General features: G+C 37.1%; 13 protein-coding genes and 1 riboswitch. Of the genes, 8 read left to right on the plus strand and 5 right to left on the minus strand.

Annotation, left to right across the window (positions count from 1 at the left end; genetic code table 11):
- Window positions 1-10 precede the first annotated feature (10 nt).
- The 3 genes from HRG09_RS18490 to HRG09_RS18500 all read right to left on the minus strand — a co-directional run bounded on the left by HRG09_RS18490 (window position 11) and on the right by HRG09_RS18500 (window position 3,138).
- Complete coding sequence (locus HRG09_RS18490) at window positions 11-193, minus strand: hypothetical protein (protein ID WP_174102341.1); 183 nt, start codon at window positions 191-193, stop codon at window positions 11-13.
- Window positions 194-334: 141 nt separating this feature from the next.
- The gene (locus tag HRG09_RS18495; protein WP_174102342.1) at window positions 335-1,453 is read right to left on the minus strand and encodes a polysaccharide deacetylase family protein; all 1,119 of its coding nucleotides are present in this window, start codon (window positions 1,451-1,453) and stop codon (window positions 335-337) included.
- Window positions 1,454-1,941: 488 nt separating this feature from the next.
- Entirely contained in the window at window positions 1,942-3,138 is a 1,197-nt protein-coding gene (locus tag HRG09_RS18500; protein WP_174102343.1) for a NupC/NupG family nucleoside CNT transporter, read from the minus strand.
- Window positions 3,139-3,535: 397 nt separating this feature from the next.
- Window positions 3,536-3,637: riboswitch (purine riboswitch) on the minus strand.
- 121 nt (window positions 3,638-3,758) lie between these two features.
- On the opposite strand from HRG09_RS18500, the gene rlmD reads away from it, so the two are divergent.
- The 7 genes from rlmD to HRG09_RS29535 all read left to right on the plus strand — a co-directional run bounded on the left by rlmD (window position 3,759) and on the right by HRG09_RS29535 (window position 12,035).
- Window positions 3,759-5,135 carry a 23S rRNA (uracil(1939)-C(5))-methyltransferase RlmD gene (gene rlmD, locus HRG09_RS18505; RefSeq protein WP_174102344.1) on the plus strand — a complete coding sequence of 459 codons (1,377 nt, stop codon included), beginning with the start codon at window positions 3,759-3,761 and terminating at the stop codon, window positions 5,133-5,135.
- Between the two features lie 514 nt (window positions 5,136-5,649).
- Window positions 5,650-6,627 carry a tRNA dihydrouridine synthase gene (locus HRG09_RS18510; RefSeq protein ID WP_174102345.1) on the plus strand — a complete coding sequence of 326 codons (978 nt, stop codon included), beginning with the start codon at window positions 5,650-5,652 and terminating at the stop codon, window positions 6,625-6,627.
- 494 nt (window positions 6,628-7,121) lie between these two features.
- Window positions 7,122-7,970: a pyridoxamine kinase gene (locus HRG09_RS18515; RefSeq protein WP_174102346.1), complete on the plus strand. Its 849-nt coding sequence runs from the start codon at window positions 7,122-7,124 to the stop codon at window positions 7,968-7,970.
- Window positions 7,971-8,185: 215 nt separating this feature from the next.
- Complete coding sequence (locus HRG09_RS18520) at window positions 8,186-8,716, plus strand: YehS family protein (RefSeq protein ID WP_174102347.1); 531 nt, start codon at window positions 8,186-8,188, stop codon at window positions 8,714-8,716.
- A 123-nt stretch (window positions 8,717-8,839) separates the two neighbouring features.
- Window positions 8,840-9,547: a M48 family metallopeptidase gene (locus tag HRG09_RS18525; RefSeq protein WP_174102348.1), complete on the plus strand. Its 708-nt coding sequence runs from the start codon at window positions 8,840-8,842 to the stop codon at window positions 9,545-9,547.
- Window positions 9,548-9,901: 354 nt separating this feature from the next.
- Entirely contained in the window at window positions 9,902-10,897 is a 996-nt protein-coding gene (locus tag HRG09_RS18530; protein ID WP_254610121.1) for an NHL repeat-containing protein, read from the plus strand.
- 619 nt (window positions 10,898-11,516) lie between these two features.
- Entirely contained in the window at window positions 11,517-12,035 is a 519-nt protein-coding gene (locus HRG09_RS29535; RefSeq protein WP_174102349.1) for a CPBP family intramembrane glutamic endopeptidase, read from the plus strand.
- A 129-nt stretch (window positions 12,036-12,164) separates the two neighbouring features.
- Here HRG09_RS29535 and HRG09_RS18540 read toward each other — a convergent pair whose 3' ends face one another.
- Window positions 12,165-12,860: a GNAT family N-acetyltransferase gene (locus HRG09_RS18540; RefSeq protein WP_174102350.1), complete on the minus strand. Its 696-nt coding sequence runs from the start codon at window positions 12,858-12,860 to the stop codon at window positions 12,165-12,167.
- Window positions 12,861-12,873: 13 nt separating this feature from the next.
- Window positions 12,874-13,983, minus strand: coding sequence for a mandelate racemase/muconate lactonizing enzyme family protein (locus HRG09_RS18545; RefSeq protein ID WP_174102351.1), 1,110 nt, complete (start codon window positions 13,981-13,983; stop codon window positions 12,874-12,876).
- 241 nt (window positions 13,984-14,224) lie between these two features.
- On the opposite strand from HRG09_RS18545, the gene HRG09_RS18550 reads away from it, so the two are divergent.
- Window positions 14,225-15,331, plus strand: a complete 1,107-nt coding sequence (locus tag HRG09_RS18550; RefSeq protein ID WP_174102352.1) for a M20 peptidase aminoacylase family protein — start codon at window positions 14,225-14,227, stop codon at window positions 15,329-15,331.
- The last annotated feature ends 130 nt before the right edge of the window (window positions 15,332-15,461 follow it).

Here is a 15,461-nt window from a genome sequence, read left to right on the forward strand (position 1 = left end):
AAATAAATAGTTAAGAAGTTTCTCTACTTCGAAGTCTTTTTCTCTTTGCAGGTTTGTTACAAATGATAACAATATAGCCAATAACAAAGATGAAAGGAATTAAAAATACATAACTAGGAATGCCAAAAACATAATGACTTTTTATGCTTAAAAATAATAGATGTAGGAAATCAAAAAGAGCATGTAATTTCATTGGGACCTCCAATGTGTTTTTTACAAATTATAACATTAGCAAAAGTGGTGCTACATGTTCAAGACTAAAATTTAAGCTAATTTTAAAGTGGGAAAAGTAAAGAAAAGGCTACTTTTTCATAAAAGTAGCCTAAAAAAACGATTAATACTTTTCTTTTACAAGTGACATGAACTGCGCCATTGTTGTATTAGGGCCGATAAAATGTCGCTTAATTAAGTATTGTTCATTTGGTGTGCCTTTTGTAATATGGGTTCCATGATCGGTAGTTACTGCAAATTCATAATGTTTCTTTGTTTCTTCCACAGCTGGATCATTATAAGAACCTACCGGATAGGCAAGGGCGATGACTTTTTTGCCTGTAAGATTTTCAATTTTTTCTTTTGATGCACGTAATTCTTCATCATAATTACTTGTATAAGCCATCATTGCGTGATTAGCAGTATGAGATTGAATAGAGAAAATACCTGAATCAAGCATTTGTTTTATCTCATCTGTTGTAAGACGATTTGGTTTATCAATGTCATTTGAGATAAGGAATTCAGTTGCTGCTGGTTGGAACTTATCATCTTTTAATTTTTGTAAAATATGAAGAGCATTCATATTATTTTTTCGCCCATCATCCATTGTTACAAAGACAGGTTTATTGACGCGGTTTACATCACCCCAGCGTTCAAATGTTAACATTGTATAACCGTTATCTTTCAAATATTGCATATGCTTTTCAAACTGTTCTGGTGGCACATATAAACCTAAATCACCATCACTTGGTCCAGGGTATTTTTCAATAGCATGGTACATAAGGAAAGGTACATATTGCTGGAATGTAATCGTAGATTTCACCAGGGGAATTTCTGTGTTGTCATCTTTTAATCCCACTGTTTCAATTTGAAATTCTCCACGTTTTAAATGAAAGGATTGTAAATGAAACGGGAGAGCAAAATCACGAGCTTTGTCTTGTGATACAAAGGTTTGTTTACTTTCAGGACCGTCAGCTGTACGCCAAATATTGTAACGCACTTCTTTAAATGAATCTCTTAAACTTTTTGTATAAAGCGTCGTATTTTTTGCGTTGTATTCAAATGGATCCCATGAAAGGATTCCTTGTGTCAAAGGTACTTCTACTGCTTTGGTCTGTACTTCCTTCGTTTCCTTTTGGCCCTTGTAAGTTGCTTCTTTTGTCTGTTTTTCACTAGCAGTACTAGTGTTACAACCTACGAGAATAGCAGAAGAAAGCAAAGCAATACATGCATATTTCTTCATAATATCATCCTTCTATTGTGTTTTTATTTTTGTCTCTTATATGTAATAAATTCTCTATCTGTTTTTTTTCATAAGAGATTGTTTATATAAAGCATACCCTTGTCCATCATATCACTATAGAATATAGAGGGAAATACCTCTTTTGGGAGAATTCGACAAAAACGATGTGTATTTGCAAAGAATTTTTCTTATGTAAAATTTTTGTGAACAAAAAAACTACCTTCGAAAATAGTAGTTTCCGAAGGTAGTTTTAAAGAACACTCTTTTCACTTTTGGCTTTTGTTGTTGGATATTTCTTCACTGTAAATAGACAAAAAAGATTTTCTGGCCAATACTAGTATATATTTATCTCTTGATATATAAAAGAGAAATTTTATGAAAGAATGTATGCAATTTTGCATACTATTAGATGTTTAGGATGCTTACTTTTTGAGATGAAAAAATCACCCTCATCCTCTCGAAATGGAAGAAGATAGGGTGATTTATGATTAAATAAATAATCCAGCGATCGTAGCGGATAAAATAGAAGCAAGTGTTGATGCAAATAGCATTTTCCAACCGAACTTAGATACTACGCTTCCTTGTTTTTCAGACAGGGCACGGATTGTACCAACGATCGCACCGATTTGGCTAATACTTGCGAAGCTAATTAAGAATACCGTAACGATTCCAACTGTACGTGGAGATAACGTTTTTGCAACTTCTTTTAAATCAAGAATAGCTACGAATTCATTTAAAACAATTTTTGTTCCCATAATTCCACCAGCTGGGATAATATCGTGAGCTGGAATACCCATTAGGAATGCAAATGGAGCAAGAATATAACCGAATATTTGTTGTAATGTAACGGCATATCCCATTGCGCCTGAAGCTGCGCTAATTACATAGTTAACGACTTCCATAACACCGATAAAAGCAATCATTAAAGCAGCAACGATACCAGCTACTTTTAAACCATCTAGGGCACCGTTAATCATTGCACCGATTAAGCTATCACCAAATAAGTTTTTATCAAATTTTTGAATCGTTTCTTCTTCTTTCATCGTATCAACTGGTGTTAATAAAGAACAAACGATTAAGCTAGAGAATAAGTTCAGTGGCAATGCTGCTAGTACATATTTTGCATCTAACATCATAACGTATGATGCTGTAACAGAAGCTGAAACGGAGCTCATTGCTGAACAACAAATAATAAACATACGGTTTTTGTTAAAGTGTTTTAAGTCATTTTTAATAACGATTAGTGCTTCACTTGAACCAAAGAATACAGAGTTTACTGCGTGGAAAGATTCAACGCGTGGTAAACCAGTAATTTTGGAAAGTGCACCGCCGACAACGCGAACTATGAATGGTAAAACACCTAAATAACTAAAAATAGAAAGTAGTGCTGAGAAAAAGACAATAATGAGTAATACATTTAAGAAAAAGACAAAGTCTCTTTGAATACCGTTAAAGAGAAAATCGACACCTGTTGTACCAAGTTTAATCAGTTTGTTGAACACTTTACTAATTAGAATGATGATTTGCTGACCAATTTTTGTGCCAAACATAAACCAACCAATTAAAATTTGGAAACCAATCATAATAGCAATTGCACGGAAGTTGATTTTACTTTTGTTGTTTGACAAAGCAAAACATAAACCTAACACGGCAAGAATACCGATAACGCTTATTACATATTGCATGTAGTTGCCCCTTTCAGAAGTTCGTATAAAGTTTTTACATAAAACACTCGTTATATAACTAATAAATACAAATTTAAAATCCGGCATAAAGACCGATATAAAAAACCCTTTCCTTTTAGATGGGAGAGAGGATCCAGCCGAGCATAGAAGCGGTCAGGTCCTTTTTTAGCTCCATGCCAAGTGAAACCAAAAAGAGAAAACGAGAGTAGGTCACTTTTTATTCTTCATAGCCGTAACTTATATGCTTGGAAATCAAAAATAAATAAAGTTAGAGAGGTTTTATGTCATACGTAAGATGTCTGACCTTTTAGAAAAATAAAAAAAGACCCATATGGATTCACTTTCGTCTATGAGAGAAAGCTAATCAATATGAGTCTTTGTATACAAAAAAAAGCTAATATTCATTAGTTTTCCCCATAGTCCAGCAATTTTCGGTTGCCGGGTAGAAACTCTCGATCCATATTATCGAGTATATATGAGGTAACATCGTCCGTATTAAATTAGTAGTAGCGTAACATTACTAGAGAACTATCGTCAATAGCTTTTTTTCTTCCAATAGAAATAGACCATATAAGTATGATAAAATGTAACGCAGTGTTATGAAAAAGAGAGGTCGGAAAATGAGTAATAAAATGACGCCACCAGTTGAAAAAAACGAGTTTATAGATGTAGTATTTGAAGATTTAACACATGATGGTGCCGGTGTTGCGAAAGTGAAAGGATATCCTATTTTCGTCAAAAACGGACTACCAGGTGAAGAAGCACAAATTAAAATTATTAAAGTAAAGAAGAACTTTGCATTTGGTCGCTTAATGAAGCTTCATACAGAAAGTCCATATCGTAAGGATGCAGAATGCCCAGTTTACAACCAATGCGGTGGTTGTCAGCTTCAGCACTTAACATATGAAGGGCAGCTAAAAGCGAAAGAAAAACAAGTACGTGACGTAATGCAGCGCATCGGAGGACTAAGTGATGTTCCTGTTCATCCTGTACTTGGCATGAAGAACCCGTGGGTATACCGGAATAAAGCACAAGTACCAATTGGAGAACGTGAAGGCGGACTTGTAGCTGGTTTCTATCGTCAAGGAACGCATGACATCATTAATATGGAAACATGCTTAATCCAAGCAGAAGAAAATGATACGTTAATTCAAGAAGTAAAACGTATTTGTGAAAGGCACGGCATCGCGGCGTACAATGAAGAACGTCATAAAGGAACGCTTCGTCACGTAATGGCTCGTTACGGACAAGTAACAGGGGAAATTATGCTTGTCTTCATTACACGTACAGCAGAACTGCCAAACAAAAAAGCAATCATTGAAGAAATTACAGCGAGATTCCCAGAAGTAAAATCAATCGTTCAAAACGTAAATACGAAGCGTACAAATGTAATCTTCGGAGATACAACGACAGTGCTGTATGGATCGGAATATATTTATGACTTTATCGGTGACATTAAATTTGCGATTTCAGCACGTTCATTCTATCAAGTAAACCCTGAACAAACGAAAGTGCTATACGATAAAACGTTAGAATACGCAAAATTAAATGGAAACGAAACAGTAATTGATGCATATTGCGGAATCGGTTCAATCTCATTATTCCTAGCGCAAAAAGCGAAGAAAGTATACGGTGTTGAAATCGTTCCAGAAGCAATCGAAGACGCAAACCGAAATGCGGAACTCAACAACATGACAAATGCTGAATTTGCAGTAGGAGAAGCAGAAGTAGTCATTCCAAAATGGTACAAAGAAGGCGTAATTGCCGACACAATGGTCGTTGATCCGCCGCGTAAAGGCTGTGATGAAGCGCTACTAAACACAATCATCGACATGAAACCAAAACGCGTCGTATACGTATCATGCAACCCAGCAACATTAGCACGTGACTTAAAAGTATTAGAAGCAGGCGGATATAAAACACAGGAAGTACAACCTGTTGATATGTTCCCTCATACTACTCATGTGGAGTGTGTGGCTTGGCTTACGTTGGTATAATAGAAAAGCAGTTGATATAGAAAAAATCTATACCATCTGCTTTTTTGTTTATCCCGCATTAACGGGCAGTAAGATCCCTACCTCAAAATTCAGCGAAAGCAATGTCCAGCTTTAGCGGCTAGAATCTTCGGTCGTTTAATCCCCTCGGACGAGGTAAAAAGCGCCTCTCTGTCAGGGGCGCGGGCGTCCTGCGATTCTGAGCGAGCCGCTTCCGCTTTTCTAAAGAAGTTAGGTGAGGGATCAACTGCCCGTAAAATCCCGATTGGTGAGGGCTAATAATCAGTGGGGGATGAAGAAAACCCCCACTGATTAAAGTTTCACTTTATAAAAATACCATTTAGGACCGATTTTAGTTAAAATAAATATTGTCGATTTTCACAAATTATAAATGTACTTGTGTTTGATAATAAGTTATGAAGCATGATATAAGTGTAAAAGAAGTGGAACATTTGGCTTTATATTTTTTGACCGAGAGTTTGAAGTTGTATTCATATTGAGAGGATTTGAGTTTGAAATGATAGATAATTTTTGGCGTGATTTACCACGACCATTTTTTGTACTTGCACCAATGGAAGATGTGACAGATGTTGTTTTTCGTCACGTAGTAAGTGAAGCCGGTCGACCGGATGTATTCTTCACAGAGTTTACAAACTCGGATAGCTATTGCCATCCAGAGGGTATGAAAAGTGTACGTGGCCGTTTAATTTTTACAGAAGATGAACAGCCAATGGTGGCACATATTTGGGGGGATAATCCCGAATATTTCCGTCAAATGAGTATTGGCATGGCAGAGCTAGGATTTAAAGGCATCGATATTAATATGGGCTGCCCTGTACCGAATGTGGCATCAAGAGGGAAAGGTAGTGGCCTTATTCTGCGTCCAGACGTTGCGGCAGAACTTATTCAAGCAGCAAAAGCGGGCGGACTGCCTGTCAGCGTGAAAACACGACTTGGTTTTAAGGAGGTAAATGAGTGGGAGGAGTGGTTAACTCATATTTTAAAACAGGATATTGCGAACCTTTCTATTCATTTACGTACAAGAGAAGAAATGAGCCAAGTAGACGCACATTGGGAGCTAATTCCGGAAATCAAAAAATTACGTGACCGTATCGCACCAAATACGTTACTAACAATCAATGGAGACATTCCTGACCGTCAAACTGGGCTGCAGCTTGCCCAACAATATGGTATTGATGGCGTTATGATCGGGCGTGGTATTTTTAAAAATCCTTTTGCTTTTGAAAAAGAGCCAAAAGAGCATAGTAGTAAAGAATACCTTGATCTTTTAAGACTGCAGCTTGATCTTCAAGATCAATATGCGGAAGTACTGCCACGTTCAATTACAGGGCTTCATCGCTTTTTCAAAATTTATGTAAAAGGATTCCATGGAGCTGCTGAATTAAGAAATCAATTGATGAGCACGAAATCAACAGATGAAGTGCGTGCATTGCTTGATAACTTTGAAAAAAACGCGGACAGTGAAATGATGTAACTCTCAAAAAGTTAGAGGGAAATGAATTGCATCAATTTATGGGTACTTATTTTATTTAGTTTCGAGTTCCTTTGTAGACGACAAATTTGTTTTGATAAAGTCTGTTTTCTGAAAGAAAAAGGTCTTAAGAATGTAATAAAATCACCAGCACCTCTGTGTTGCACATACACTCTGCGTATGTGGAGTGTGTGGCGGTACTTATTTTAAAATAAAGCAGCCAGCTCTCTGATAAGGGGGGCGCTGCTTTTTTAAGTTTTATAAAAAGGATTAACGAAACTATATTGAATCCGAATATTTCCCAGCGGTATCATAAGAGATGCTTTCTACTAGTGAATGTAGAATTGAAGGCGTAAGTTCTTTAGTGTAAGAAAGCCATTTAACTTAGTTGAAAGGTAAATGGTGAATTTTTCCTCGGGATTATCGGGGATTTTTCCATTTTTCATTTGTGATAATATGAATAAAGCTTAAGTGGGATAGATCTTATGGAGGTTATTATGAAAAAAGTCGCTGTAATACAGGATTTATCATCTTTTGGAAAATGTTCATTAACAGCCGCGATTCCGGTTCTTTCAGTAATGGAGGTGCAGGCATGTCCTTTACCAACTGCTATATTGTCTGCACAAACAGGTTATCCAAGTTTTTTTTGTGAAGATTTTACATCTAAAATGCAATATTTCGAAGAGGAATGGAGCAAGCTTCATGCAACCTTTGACGGAATCTATACTGGTTTCGTAACTGGCCGAGAGCAAATTGATAATATTTTTCGTTTTTTAGATAAATTTCATACAAAAGAAACCATCTTGCTTGTTGATCCTGTGATGGGGGATATAGGTGAGGCCTATAAACTTTTTACAGAAGAATTGCTAGTGCGAATGAGAGAACTTGTGAAATGTGCAGATGTGATTACACCAAATGTAACGGAATGCTGTCTATTAACAGGATTATCTTATGAAAAACTATATAGCTATTTAAATGAAAGTGATTTTATCGAAGCGTTAGAAGAAGCTGGAAAGACATTGCAGCAAGAAACTGATGCTAAGGTGATCATAACTGGCGTGAATCCACCGTCAGCAGATCCAGATAAGCGGTTTATCGGGAATATGTATCTGGACGGGAATAAAACCTTTTATAGCACAATTCCGTATAATGGTAAAAGTTATTCTGGTACGGGGGATTTATTTGCTTCTGTCATAATGGGAAGCATGATGCGAGGAGAGAGTCTAGAAAAATCTGTGCAGCTTGCAGAGGCATTTCTAACAGCAGCCATTCATGATACATCCTTGGAGCAAATTTCTGAAGTAGAAGGAGTTAACTTCGAAAAATATTTGAGAATGTTATTATAAAGTAAAATTTTATTTGGGATAAAAAGTCTAAAAACATGATTTTAAAATGTTAAAGTATTAATTTAGCAGACATTACATTAGTTTAAAAGTGACAGGGATATAATCTGAAGGCTGATTCTTGATGATACGATTATATTGAACAAGATAGTTTAGAGCATGTTAGAAAATACACTTTAACTGCTGGATAAACAATCAATATTTTAGGAGGAAAAACAATGGCAATGAGCAACAACGATATATTAAAAAGAGTGAGATACGCTATGGATATAAAAGATATAGATATGGTGGAAATATTTAAACTTGGTGGCGTGGAAGTGACGAAAGAAGAAGTAGTTGATATGCTTACAAAGGTAAAGAGAAGTCCACAACATGAAGCTGAAAATGCTGATGTAGTCGAAGATGATTACGTATTAACATGCGATATGATGATGTTAGAGTCATTTTTAAATGGATTTATTACTTTAAAAAGAGGAAAGCAAGATCCGAAACCAGGGCAACCAGCTGGAAAAACGATGCCTTTACAGAGTAATGAGAGTGCCAATAACCTTCTTCTAAAGAAAATGAAAATAGCACTATCATTAACGAGTGAGGATGTACTTGCTATATTAGACAGTGTAGGTGTTAAGGTGACAAAAGGAGAACTAGGTGCTTTATTAAGAAAGAAAGGCCATAAGAATTACAAAGAATGCGGTGATAGATACGCAAGGAATTTTGTAAAGGGATTAGCTGTAAAGTATAGAGGCTAATAAATAAGTGTTGTAACATTTATGTTGAAAAAGTAAATGATATAATAGGTAGAGTAGGACGTTTGTATCCTACTCTTTTTTTATTTGTAAAAATAATTATGAACGAATACGTTAGGTGATGAAATGGTACATACATATTTAGGTGAGACAATTCATTTTCATATAAATTATAAGAAGAAAAAATCAGTACGTCTTTATGTAGATTCTTACGGAAATGTTGAAGTGCAAGCTCCGAAAGGGACGCCTGTTGAATACTTACTTCAATTGCTAGAAGAGAAATGGGATTGGATTCAGAAAACACGTAAGGAAATGCAGGAGCGAATGCTTGGACCGCAGGAAAAGGCTTATGATCAAGGAGAGGGCTTTCTATATTTAGGAAACACATATCCAATACAGATTTCTCAAGATGCAAGTATTGCGCAAGACAATGCAGTTTTTGAAGGGAATAAGCTACACATTTATGTGAAAGAGCTGAAGAATGAGAAAATACAACAAGCTTTAAAACGATTTTACTATAAGCAGTGTAAGGCATTAGTAGAGAAGAGTATTAAATCGTATCAAAGTAACTTTAAAACAAAACCACGTTCCATTCGTATTTCAGATAGTAACCGTACATGGGGAACTTGTGATTCCAATCTACAGTTAACGTTTAATTGGAAGTTAGCAATGGCACCTCAGAAGGTGATTGACTATGTAGTTGTTCATGAAATGTGCCATATGGTTCATTTAAATCACGATCGCTCTTTTTGGCGCCTTGTTGGGAAGATAATGCCTGATTATAAGGAAATGGAAAACTGGTTAGCGTTATCGAGTTGGAAGATGACGGTTTAGTAGTGACATCTTTGGAGCGATTACTATTGCACTACAGTTTTAGTTTATAATTACTTCTTCTCTTATAACAGGGGACTCACAAACATCCCAATGTACTGCCGCATACACTCTAGGCATGTGGAGTGTGTCTCGCAATTCATTTAAAAAAGGCAACTAATCCTTATTAGGGCGTTGCCTTTTTACGTACTTTAACATGTTTGCGTGAGAGAGGATTCTTAATCTATTTCTCTTAATTTTGGAAATTATGTTATTTTTAATAAGTTTGTCCCTTTCAAAGAGGTTCTCCTACGAATATATTAAATCAAGTGAAAATTTGTTTTTACTTAAAAATATATTGATAGAAAGGGGGATTTGATGGGTAGAATGAAAATAAGAAAAGACTATCTTTACATTGGTGACGGTAATGATGACACCGTGAAAACTTTTGATGCAGAAACAGGGAGGTTCCTTGGCAGCTTTATTGCACCAGGAAACAACGTTTTACACGGTCCTCGAGGGCTTATATTCGAACATAGTGACAATCTTCTAGCCATCAACCAAAACGTCGACCAACCCGAGAACGGTAACGTGTTGAAGTACGACGGAAATACTGGGGCATTCTTGGGCAAACTCGTCCGTTCCGATGCAGAAGGCGCCCCGTTCGCGCCACGGGGCATCGTTCTCTCGAAGAACAATATTCTGTATGTTGCGGATATTATTGACCCTGCCACGGGGCAGGGAGAAGTGCGGACGTATAATGGTAGAACTGGTGCGTTTTTGGGCAACCTAGACCATTCAGGCTTCAAGGAGCCATTCAATCCCCGCGGTGTGGTTTTCGGTCCCGACGGCTTATTGTATGTTTCCGTCTTCGACATTAATAATCCGCTTAAAGGCTGGGTGCTACGCTTCGACCCGAAGAAAAAGAAATTCCTTGATGTTTTCATTAAGAGCGACGACGTCAACAACCTCCACCGTCCAGAAGGCTTGGTCTTCAGTCCTAAGGGCAATCTCTACATCACCAGTTTCAGACGGGACGCTAGTGACACAGATAAAATCCTAATCTTTGACGGCGATACGGGCAAGTTTCTCGACAAGATTGACCTCGATGTCATCGGACAGCCGCGCGCCTTTGCGCAGGCACTCCTGTTCGGACCGGACGGAAAACTGTTTGTCCCCATTACTGGCGATGGATCTGACACAGGTTCGGTGCGGCGCTACAATGTCCATCATCATCATAAGACATACGATGTGTTCGTGCCCCCTACTTCATCGGGAGGTCCGCTAGGCGAGCCGTGGTATCTGAGTTTTGGCAATACGAACCCCGCGACACTGGCTTACCGACGCGACTGGGATGATGATTCGTGCGAATAAAGCTCTTAAGCTTGGCTGAAAGCACCAACGCTAAATCAGTAAGCGGTATTGTATAATAAGAATCAATACAAAGGGTCAATCAGAAGTATCTGGTTAACCTTACAATACGAACGGGTGCTTTTATGTAAAACAGCATCTATCTTAAAAAAGCCAATTATATACAAAATTCTATTCATTTACTTGTGTATAAGCGGCTTTTTTTATACAAAAAATTAGAGCCGTTATTAGCGATTGATTAAACGCCAAATGTACTTATCCAACCCACCGACATCCCATGTGTTGCCACATATACTTTGGACATGTGGAGTGTGTGACCTGGTTACAATGGAAAAAGATTCAGTAGTCTTTCATTTCAAGAGGTTGTGTTTATTTTAGAAGAGAATAAAAGATGGAATAAAGAGATAAGTGCTTTCAGTGAAGTTAGGTTACGGTGGATACAAAGAAAAATATAAAGTGTTTCTGCTAAAAAGGTGGTTCATTTTTGAACACCTTTTTTATTTTACAAATTATGTACTTGGATTTAATCGTGTATTAGTAGTCGTGTTTTGAGAAATTTGCAACCTTTAGTGTACACCCTTTTTTTAATGTAATTTTTTCGTTAGTAGAATTCTATATTGTAGTGCGCTCGCAATGGACATCAATTTTTAGAAAACTGGTTCCTAAAGATGTTCTTACTATCATTGGTACTTATCTTGTCAATATTATCGTTACGCTTATTATGGCGAATATTATTGCTAATGTTTTTGGGGGCGTTGCTAATCCGGCAGCGCGTCAATTTGAAGGAGCGTCTTGGGATGCAGTGTTATTCTTCTTAAAAACAATCCCAATGTTATTCGGAGAAGGGCTATTAACTATTTTGCCATTTTTAATTATTTTAAAATTATCTGTGCAATACTTTAAGGTGAGTAGGAAAACAGGAATCGTGATTGCTTGGTTAATTACTTCGATTATTTTTGGAGCGATCCATTTGCCAACATATAATTGGAATTTTACACAAGCTATTTTAGGAATTGGGCTTGCTAGATTCATCTTGACCTATCCATATATAAAAACAAAAAATATTTGGGTATCCTTTATTATTCATGTAGTAAATGATTGGACAATATTTGGAATAGCTTTTTTATTAACCATTCACTAATTTTTAGAACGATATATTTTTTATCAGAAAGGTGAGTACTGATTTTTAATGAAGCCTCACCTTTCTTGTATCTTCAATAAATCAACATGAATAGAGATAATCCAATATTAGAGAGTGAAGGCTACTATTTTATTTGTAAAATTGAATAAAATACGCCCCCTCGTAATTTTCCATCTCATACCCACGATACCCCTCTGTAAGCAATGCCTGCTGCCCAGCAATATCACTCATCGCAACACTCTTCATATCTTTCCGTCCTTTCTTTTCATTCCCGCGTAGCTCCTTAACAAAAACATACCGCATACTCCCGCCATATTTCTCCTTCAACGCCGCAATCTCCATCCCTTGCGCAAACTTATCTTTCAAGCTAGGAATATTAAACGGCGCAACAGTGCAGCAAACGTAATCGTATTTGCTGTCTGTCTGTTGTAACTCTTCCATAATCACTTTCGCTAATATTTTTTGCATCCCATTCCCGCGGCACTTTGGATGAACATTTGAAATTTCTTGATAGATAACACGGTCTAATTCTTCATGTGCTAAACCGATATCAAGTCCTAAATGTTCGTCATCAATAGGCGGAGCTAAGAGGGCGCGAAATGCGATTAGTTCTTGCTCTATAAACGCACCAAGCATTAGGCCATTCCCATTTAATATATATTGATATTCTTCTAACGTAAGAGGTTGCAAACTATTTTTATTTTCTAATGCTTCAATTACAATATCTTGTAATGATAGGATTTGCTCGATGTGGTTTAAAGATAATGGTGCGACCTTGAATCTTTGTTCATTTTGTTTCAATGTTCCTTCATAAAGAGTGTTCATGTTGTGGCCTCCTTTAGCGAATAGCGTCTTGAAAAACGGTTAATTCATTTAGTATATCTTCATTAATATCAACGCCTAATCCAGGTTTTTCTGTTAGGCGAATAAAAGGTACGTCATAGGAGAGGTTACCGACATCTTTCGTGAATTTTAACGGTCCTGTTAGTTCAACGCTCGTGATGATTTTTTTCGAAAAAGCAACATGGAATCCAGCAGAAGATGCAACAGATGATTCGACCATGGAACCAACTTGGCATTCAATACCGGCCATTTCAGCTTGATGAGCGAGTTTTACAGCTGGGTATATGCCACCGCATTTCATTAGTTTTATATTCACTTTATCAGCTGCGTCTAATTTAATAATTTGGCGCATTTCACGAGAGCCTTTTAGTCCTTCATCAATCATAAGTGGGAGGTCTGTTTTAGAACGAATATGAGCCATTGCGTCAATATCATCCGCTACAACAGGTTGTTCAATCCAATCGATGTTTAAATGCCCTAATGAACGAAGTGCGGTTAATGTGTTCGCGCTATTTTTCCATCCTTGGTTTACATCAACGCGAATGGCAATATCATTTCCTACACGTTCTCGTACAGCTTCAATTCTTTCAACATCTTCTTTTACATTCGTACCGACTTTCATTTTGAAAGATTGGTAACCTTTTTTAATCATAGAGGCAGCTTCTTCTGCCATATCTTCTGGAGGAGCGATACTTAAGACGTGAGTTACAGGAAACTCTTCATAGTAGCGTCCGCCAATTAATTGATATACAGGTTGATTCAATTTTTTACCCATTACATCAAAGCAAGCAATATCGATAGCTGCTTTTGCTGTAGGAACACCGTAAATGGTGCTGTCCATAATATCATGTATTTTCTCGATGTTCATTGGATTTTTCCCGATTAGAGCAGGAGCTAGTGTATGTTTTAAAGTATGGAAAGTACTTTCCCATGATTCACCTGTAACGTGATCATCAGCTACACTTTCGCCGTAACCGACAATACCTTCATCTGTTTCGATTTTGACAATGATAGAAGGCATATCATAATAAGTGCCGTAGCTAATAATAAATGGATCTCGAAGTGGTAAACGAATTGCGTAAAGATGAATGGCTGTAATTTTCATTGTATAATCCACGTCCTTTGTATCATAAATTTAAAGTTATACATATTCATAAGGGGTTTAGACAAATGATGAATAATTTTAAAAAGAATTTTCAGAATCTTGATCTTAATTACCCTATTATATTTCAAAAAAAATGAAGGGACAATCTATTGACATTTAAGTGAATATTCAATATGTTTTTCGAAATAGGATTTTTTATAAACGAAAAAACTGCTTCGAATTTAGGAAGGAGACTGGAAAGTTGAAAACATTAGAGCTACAAGAGCGTTTAACTGAAATTTTTCAGCATTTACACGAAAACCCTGAAGTAAGTTGGAAGGAATATGAGACAACAGCTTATATTACTAAATTTCTAGAAGAAGAAGGAATTTCATATAAAGTATTTGATGATTGCCCTGGGTTGATAGCTGAAATAGGAATCGGAAAACCGGTTATTGCGATCCGTGCCGATATGGATGCATTGTGGCAAGAGGTAGATGGGGAATTTAAAGCGAATCATTCCTGCGGTCACGATGCTCATATGACAATTGTGATGGGTCTTGTTTTACAGTTGAAACGAGAAAATTGGGGAAAAGGAACGGTTCGATTTATTTTCCAACCAGCAGAAGAAAAAGGGAATGGTGCACTGAAGATGGTGGAGAAGGGCGCTGTAGATGACGTTGATTTCTTATTTGGTGTTCATTTACGCCCGATTGAGGAACTCCCTTTAACAAAAGCAGCGCCATCTATCCGGCACGGGGCAGCAGGGTTTTTAGAAGGGAATATACATGGGGATGATGCGCACGGAGCAAGGCCCCATCAAGGTGTGAATGCGATTGATGTCATCTCTATGATTAATATCGGATTAAAAAACATTGGGCTCTCACCGCAAAAATCATACTCTGTCAAAATGACGAAATGCCAAGCTGGTGGAGACAATTTAAATATCATTCCAGGGAATGGGCAATTCGGTTTGGACGTAAGAGCTGAGAGTAATATATTGCTAGAAGAGTTAATGAAAAAGATAGAGCGTGTCATTCAGTCAGCTGAATCAATGGGAGCGAAGATTTCTTACGAATGGGTTGATATTGCACCTGGGGCAGAGGTATCGGAAGAAGCAGAACAAATCATGCGTAAAGGAATTCTTGAAATATATGGAGAGGAAGGCTGCGCATCGCCGCTTTATACAACAGGGAGTGATGATTTTCATTACTATACGGTTAAAAGGCCTCATTTAAAAGCTGTTATGTTAGGATTAGGAGCAGATTTAAAGCCAGGATTACACCACCCTCATATGGTGTTTGATCGCGCTTGTATAATGGATGGAGTAGAAATATTGAAACAAACTGTGTTAAAAGCTTTAAAATAAAAGCCTAATCTTATCGAACTTTTTAGAGTATCAGGAAACAAGTACCGGCAGATTTTTTTGTCGGTATTTGTTGCTTGGTCGATATCCTTTGTCGAATCGCCGATGTATTCGAATTTGCGCCGATATATTG

The sequence above is a fragment of the Bacillus sp. Xin1 genome (genome assembly GCF_013314535.1).
GTDB lineage: Bacteria > Bacillota > Bacilli > Bacillales > Bacillaceae_G > Bacillus_A.